Source organism: uncultured Sphingomonas sp. (genome assembly GCF_964250165.1).
Classification (GTDB): Bacteria; Pseudomonadota; Alphaproteobacteria; order Sphingomonadales; family Sphingomonadaceae; genus Sphingomonas.
The window spans coordinates 1-5333 of sequence record NZ_CAXUEK010000119.1 but is presented as its reverse complement, the minus strand read 5'-3'; the positions used below and the strand labels follow the sequence as shown (position 1 = coordinate 5333).

7 protein-coding genes are annotated in these 5333 nt (G+C 70.6%); 4 read left to right on the top strand and 3 right to left on the bottom strand.

Going from position 1 to position 5333, the window contains the following annotated elements; all coding sequences use genetic code 11:
* Both ACFE64_RS14955 and ada read right to left on the bottom strand, forming a co-directional pair.
* The coding region (locus ACFE64_RS14955; RefSeq protein WP_375393253.1) for an ATPase, T2SS/T4P/T4SS family at nt 1-865 on the bottom strand (865 nt) is incomplete at its 3' end.
* Between the two features lie 186 nt (nt 866-1051).
* The gene (gene ada / locus ACFE64_RS14950) at nt 1052-2101 is read right to left on the bottom strand and encodes a bifunctional DNA-binding transcriptional regulator/O6-methylguanine-DNA methyltransferase Ada (protein WP_375393252.1); all 1050 of its coding nucleotides are present in this window, start codon (nt 2099-2101) and stop codon (nt 1052-1054) included.
* 95 nt (nt 2102-2196) lie between these two features.
* Between ada and ACFE64_RS14945 the strand changes: the two genes are divergently transcribed.
* Both ACFE64_RS14945 and ACFE64_RS14940 read left to right on the top strand, forming a co-directional pair.
* On the top strand, nt 2197-2325 hold the full coding sequence (locus ACFE64_RS14945) for a hypothetical protein (protein WP_375393251.1): 129 nt from the start codon (nt 2197-2199) through the stop codon (nt 2323-2325).
* 150 nt (nt 2326-2475) lie between these two features.
* A complete protein-coding gene (locus ACFE64_RS14940; protein ID WP_375393250.1) occupies nt 2476-2718 on the top strand; it encodes a type II toxin-antitoxin system RelE/ParE family toxin in 243 nt (80 codons plus the stop codon).
* On the opposite strand, the gene ACFE64_RS14935 is transcribed toward ACFE64_RS14940, so the two are convergent.
* Nucleotides 2715-3389: a dienelactone hydrolase family protein gene (locus ACFE64_RS14935; RefSeq protein WP_375393249.1), complete on the bottom strand. Its 675-nt coding sequence runs from the start codon at nt 3387-3389 to the stop codon at nt 2715-2717. The genes ACFE64_RS14940 and ACFE64_RS14935 overlap by 4 nt on opposite strands.
* Nucleotides 3390-3551: 162 nt before the next feature.
* Between ACFE64_RS14935 and ACFE64_RS14930 the strand changes: the two genes are divergently transcribed.
* Entirely contained in the window at nt 3552-4112 is a 561-nt protein-coding gene (locus tag ACFE64_RS14930; protein WP_375393254.1) for a F0F1 ATP synthase subunit delta, read from the top strand.
* Between the two features lie 5 nt (nt 4113-4117).
* A partial coding sequence (gene atpA, locus ACFE64_RS14925) for a F0F1 ATP synthase subunit alpha (protein WP_375393248.1) occupies nt 4118-5333 on the top strand: 1216 nt, incomplete at its 3' end.

The following is a 5333-nucleotide window of genomic DNA, read 5'->3' as shown; positions in this document are numbered from 1 at the left end:
CCGAGCCGGTGCCGCCCGAGATGACGATGTTGAAGCGGCTGGCGCCCGCGATCTTCAGCGCGGTCGCCATCTTCGGGCTCATGCTGCCGAAGCCCGCCATCATGTCCAGCGTGATCGGCTTGGCGGAAAACTTGCGGATGGAAATCGCCGTCCCACGGAGGCTCAGGGGCGGCACGATGACGTTAACGCGGCTGCCGTCCTTCAGGCGCGCGTCGGCGAGCGGGGTGGTCTGGTCGACGCGACGGCCGACCGAGTTGACGATGCGCTGCGCGATCTGGAACAGGTGCTCCTCGTCGCGGAACTGGATCTGCGCCAGCTCCAGCCGGCCCTTGCGCTCGACATAGGTCTGGTCGGGGCCGTTGACCATGATGTCCGAGATCGACGGGTCGGCGAGCAGCTCCTCCAGCGGTCCTAGCCCGAGCAGCTCGTCGACCAGCACTTTCTCCAGGGCGAACTGCTCGCGGCGGTTGAGCGTCAGCTTCAGCTCGGCGAGCACCTCGCCGATGATCGGGCGGAACTCCTCGGCCAGCTCGTCCTTGCCCAGCGTCGCGGCCGCCTCGGGATCGACGCGCTCCAGCAGGCGGGGAAGGACCTGTTCCTTGATCTTGTGGATCGACGCCTCGAACCCTTCGCCGCGGCTGGTGCCCGCGTCCCCGGACGCCGCCTGGCGGTCGGCCAGGCGCTGCATCGCATCGACGGGGACGCCGTCGCCCTCGCGCGCGATCGGCGCGAGCGCGTCGAGCGGCGGGAACTGCGCGCCGGCCTCGGCGTCCGCCTTGCCGCCGCCACCCTGCATCGGGCGCGCCACGCCGAAGGCGGGCCGCGTCCCTCCCGTCATGCCGCTGCGGCGCCCGAACGCACTCATGGCTACACCCTCGTCTTTACGCGTCGGGGTAGGGGGCAGACGTTTAGATTCGGCTAAGCACGGCGCGGCGCGGGCGTGGCGACGCGCGTGCTCCACGCGCCAGCCCGGCCGAAGCCGACGCCGCCCGCCTCGCCCGGGCGCAGGCGGCGATCCGCGCCGCGCTGCCGGGCCTGCCCAACGAGAAGCTCAGCTACGCCTGCGTGCCGGCGCGTTGAGCATCGCCGCCTCGCGCGCCAGCAGCGCCGCCTTGCGCTCCAGCCCCCAGGCATAACCGCCGGGCGAGCCGTCGCCCCGCCGGGCCCGATGACAGGGCGTCACCACCGCCAGCGGATTGGCTCCGCAGGCGCTGCCCGCGGCGCGGACCGCACCGGGCCGACCGGCGCGCGCGGCGAGTTCGGCGTAGCTCAGCGTCGCACCCGGCGGGATCGAGCGCAGCGCCTGCCAGACGGCCTCCTGGAACGCGGTGCCGCGCACATCGGCCGGAAGCTCGGCGTCGCGCGCGGGCGATTCGACCTGCGCCACGACCTGTGCGGCAAGGTCGGTCAGGGCCGCCCCGCCCGCGGCGATCGCGGCGCGGGGGAAACGGCGGGCAAGCGCGTCCGCATCCTCGTCGAACGCGATGCGGCACAGCCCCTTGTCGGTGGCCGCGATCAGCAGCGGCCCCAGGCTGGTTGGGGCCACGGTCCAGCGGATCGTGACGCCATCACCGCCACGCGCCCAGGCACTCGGCGTCATGCCGAGCCGCGCGCCCGCGCCCTCGTAGAACCGGCTCGGAGCCGCATAGCCCGCCGCGTAGATCGCCTCCGTCACGGTGCCTTCCTCCGTCAGCGCCTCGCCGGCCCGGGCCGCGCGCCGCGCGCGGGCATAGGCCGCCGGCGTCAGGCCGGTCGCGCGCTTGAACAGCCGATGGAAATGATGCGGCGCATAGCCGACCCGCGCCGCCAGTGCGTCGAGCGCCGAAGCCTCGCCCGCGTCGAGCAGCCGCACGGCCTCGGCAACCGCGACCCGATCCCGCCCCACCGCGTCCGGCCGGCAGCGCAGACAGGCGCGATACCCTGCCGCGCGCGCCGCTTCCGGCGTGGCGTGGAAGCTGACATTCTCCCGCTTGGGATGGCGCGCCGCGCAGCTCGGCTTGCAGTAGATGCCGGTCGTCCGCACGGCGACGACGAACCGCCCGTCCGCGGTGCGGTCGCGCTGCGCGAAAGCGGTCCAGGCCTGGTCTTGCGTGATGTCCATGCAGGTGATGTATGCCGCCATGCGCTTGCCCGCATCCCGCGGCTTGCGGCCAAAGCCATCTTGATCCGACCAGTTGCGTAACCTCTCGACAGGTCATGACGGAACCTCTCCTCGCCGGTGCCGGCGTCAGCATCTCCGATCTCAAGAAGAGCCCCTCCGCCGTGATCGACGCGGCGGGTGGCTTTCCGGTGGTAGTGCTCAACCGCAACACGCCGGCGGCCTAGTCGGTGCCTGCCAAGGCGTGGGAAGAGCTGACGGACCGGCTGGAGGACATCGAGCTCGCCGAGATCGTCCGCGCCCGGGCGGATCAGCCGCGCACGCGGGTCAGCTTCGACGACGTATGAACTCGACTTCCTGGAGGACGCGCTGAAGGAATGGCGCGGTCTGGGCGGGAACGTCCGCGCGCAATTCAGGAAGGAGCTCGCGGAACGCGCGTCAGCCCGCGCATCGCGTCGGCCCGGCTGTCCGGCATGAAGGACTGTTGCAAGATCAGGCTGCGCCCGGCAGGCTACCGGTTGATCTATCGGGTCGAGGACGAGGCATTGGTGATCCTCGTCGTGGCGGTCGGTCGGCGCGACCGCAACCTCGTGTACAAGCTCGCCGCGGGTCGGCCTTAATCCCCGTTGGCCCTGAACAGGGCCAGCGTGCGCTCCTTCGCCAGCTCGGCGGAGGGCGCATGATAGTCCTTGCGCCGGTCGGAGTTGAAGCCGTGCCCGGCCTCGTAGACATGCACTTGGGCGAGCGGCCATCCCTTGGCGATCACCGTCTCGACGCCGTCCATCGGGATGCTGCGGTCGTAGCGGCCGAAATGGAGGACCACCGGCACCTTCGGCTCCTCGTCGGCGGCGCCCGGCACCTGCCCGCCATAATAGCCTGACGCAGCGGCGACACCATGCATCCGGGTGGCGGCGAACCACGCGACCGAGCCGCCATAGCAATAGCCGACCACGAACACGGGCCCCCCGGGCGACAGCGCGTCCACGCAGGTCTGGACGTCGGCGAGGCTGAGCGCGAACGGGTGCGCGTCGCGCGCCAGCCGGACCCCCTCGGCGAGCCCTTCGCCGCCGTAATCCGCCGCGAAATCGGGATGCTCGCGATCGAACAGGGCAGGGGCGAGCACCTCGTAACCGTCCTCGGCATAGTCCTCCGCCATCTCGCGGATGTGCTCGGTGACCCCGAAAATCTCTTGCACCAGCACCACGCCGCCGCGGCGCTCGCCGGCGGGCGTCGCGCGATAGACGGCGATGTCCGCGCCGTCGCTCATCGTCATCCGCTCGAACTGACCCATCGTGTCTTCCCCATGCCCGGCGGCCGGCTTGCGCTCCCGCCCCCCCGATGCTAACCGCCCGCCAGCCCAACGGATAGCGCGTTTCCGCGCGGTCCTTTCCCATGGGCGCGAATCATCTGACGACAGGGGCGTGGAACTCGCGTGGAGGCATCCGGCGGTATTATGGGCGGCGAGATCGGTGCGGGCGTGCAGGCGAGCCTGGGCGGCCGCTACGCGCTGGCGCTGTTCGAGCTGGCGCGCGACGCGCGGGCGGTCGAGACGGTCGAGCACAGCCTGGCGGCGGTCCGCGATGCGCTCGATCAGTCGCCCGAGTTCCGCGAGCTGACCGCGAGCCCGCTGGTCGCGCGCGGCGCGGCGGTGAAGGCGACGCTCGCCACCGCCGATCAGCTCGGCGTCGATCCGACCACCCGCAGCTTCCTGGGCGTGATCGCCGAGAACCGCCGGCTGGCGGCGCTGCCCGGCATCATCCGCGCCTTCCGCCAGCTCGCCGCCCGTCATCGCGGCGAGGCGACCGCCGAGGTCACCAGCGCCCACCCGCTGACCGAGCCGCAAGTCGACGCGCTGAAGCAGCAGCTGCGGCTGCGGCTCGGCCGCGAGGTGGCGGTCGATCTCTCGGTCGACCCGCAGCTGCTCGGCGGCCTCGTCGTCCGCATCGGCTCGCAGATGATCGACTCCTCGATCCGCACCCGCTTGAACGCGCTCGCCAGCGCCATGAAAGGCTGAATACGATGGACATCCGCGCCGCGGAAATCTCCAAGGTCATCAAGGACCAGATCGCCAATTTCGGCTCGGAGGCGCAGGTCTCCGAGACGGGTCAGGTGCTCTCGGTCGGTGACGGCATCGCGCGCATCTACGGCCTCGACAATGTCCAGGCGGGCGAGATGGTCGAGTTCGCCAACGGCGTGCAGGGCATGGCGCTGAATCTGGAGGCCGACAATGTCGGCGTCGTGATCTTCGGCTCGGACAGCGAGATCCGCGAGGGCGACACCGTCAAGCGCACCGGCACCATCGTCGACGTGCCGGTCGGCAAGGGGCTTCTCGGGCGCGTGGTCGACGGGCTGGGCAATCCGATCGACGGCAAGGGCCCGATCGAGACCACAGAGCGCAGCCGCGTCGAGGTCAAGGCGCCGGGGATCATCCCGCGCCAGTCGGTCAGCGAGCCGATGCAGTCGGGCCTCAAGGCGATCGACGCGCTGGTGCCGGTCGGCCGCGGCCAGCGCGAGCTCATCATCGGCGATCGCCAGACCGGCAAGTCGGCCGTCGCGGTCGACGCCTTCATCAACCAGAAGGGCGTGAACGCGGGCGACGACGAGAAGAAGAAGCTCTACTGCGTCTATGTCGCGGTCGGGCAGAAGCGTTCCACGGTCGCGCAGCTGGTCCGCACGCTGACCGAGAACGGCGCGATGGACTATTCCATCGTCGTCGCCGCCACCGCGTCCGATCCCGCGCCGCTCCAGTTCCTCGCGCCCTATACCGGCTGCGCGATGGGCGAGTATTTCCGCGACAACGGCATGCATGCGCTGATCGTCTATGACGATCTGTCGAAGCAGGCGGTCGCCTATCGTCAGATGTCGCTGCTGCTGCGCCGCCCGCCGGGCCGCGAGGCGTATCCCGGCGACGTGTTCTACCTCCACTCGCGCCTGCTCGAGCGCGCGGCGAAGATGAACGACAGCGAGGGTGGCGGCTCGCTCACCGCGCTGCCGATCATCGAGACGCAGGCAGGCGACGTGTCGGCCTATATCCCGACCAACGTCATCTCGATCACCGACGGCCAGATCTTCCTGGAGACCGACTTGTTCTTCGCGGGCATCCGCCCGGCGATCAATGTCGGCCTGTCGGTGAGCCGCGTCGGCTCGGCCGCACAGACCAAGGCGATGAAGAAGGTGTCCGGCTCGATCAAGCTGGAGCTCGCGCAGTATCGCGAGATGGCGGCGTTCGCGCAGT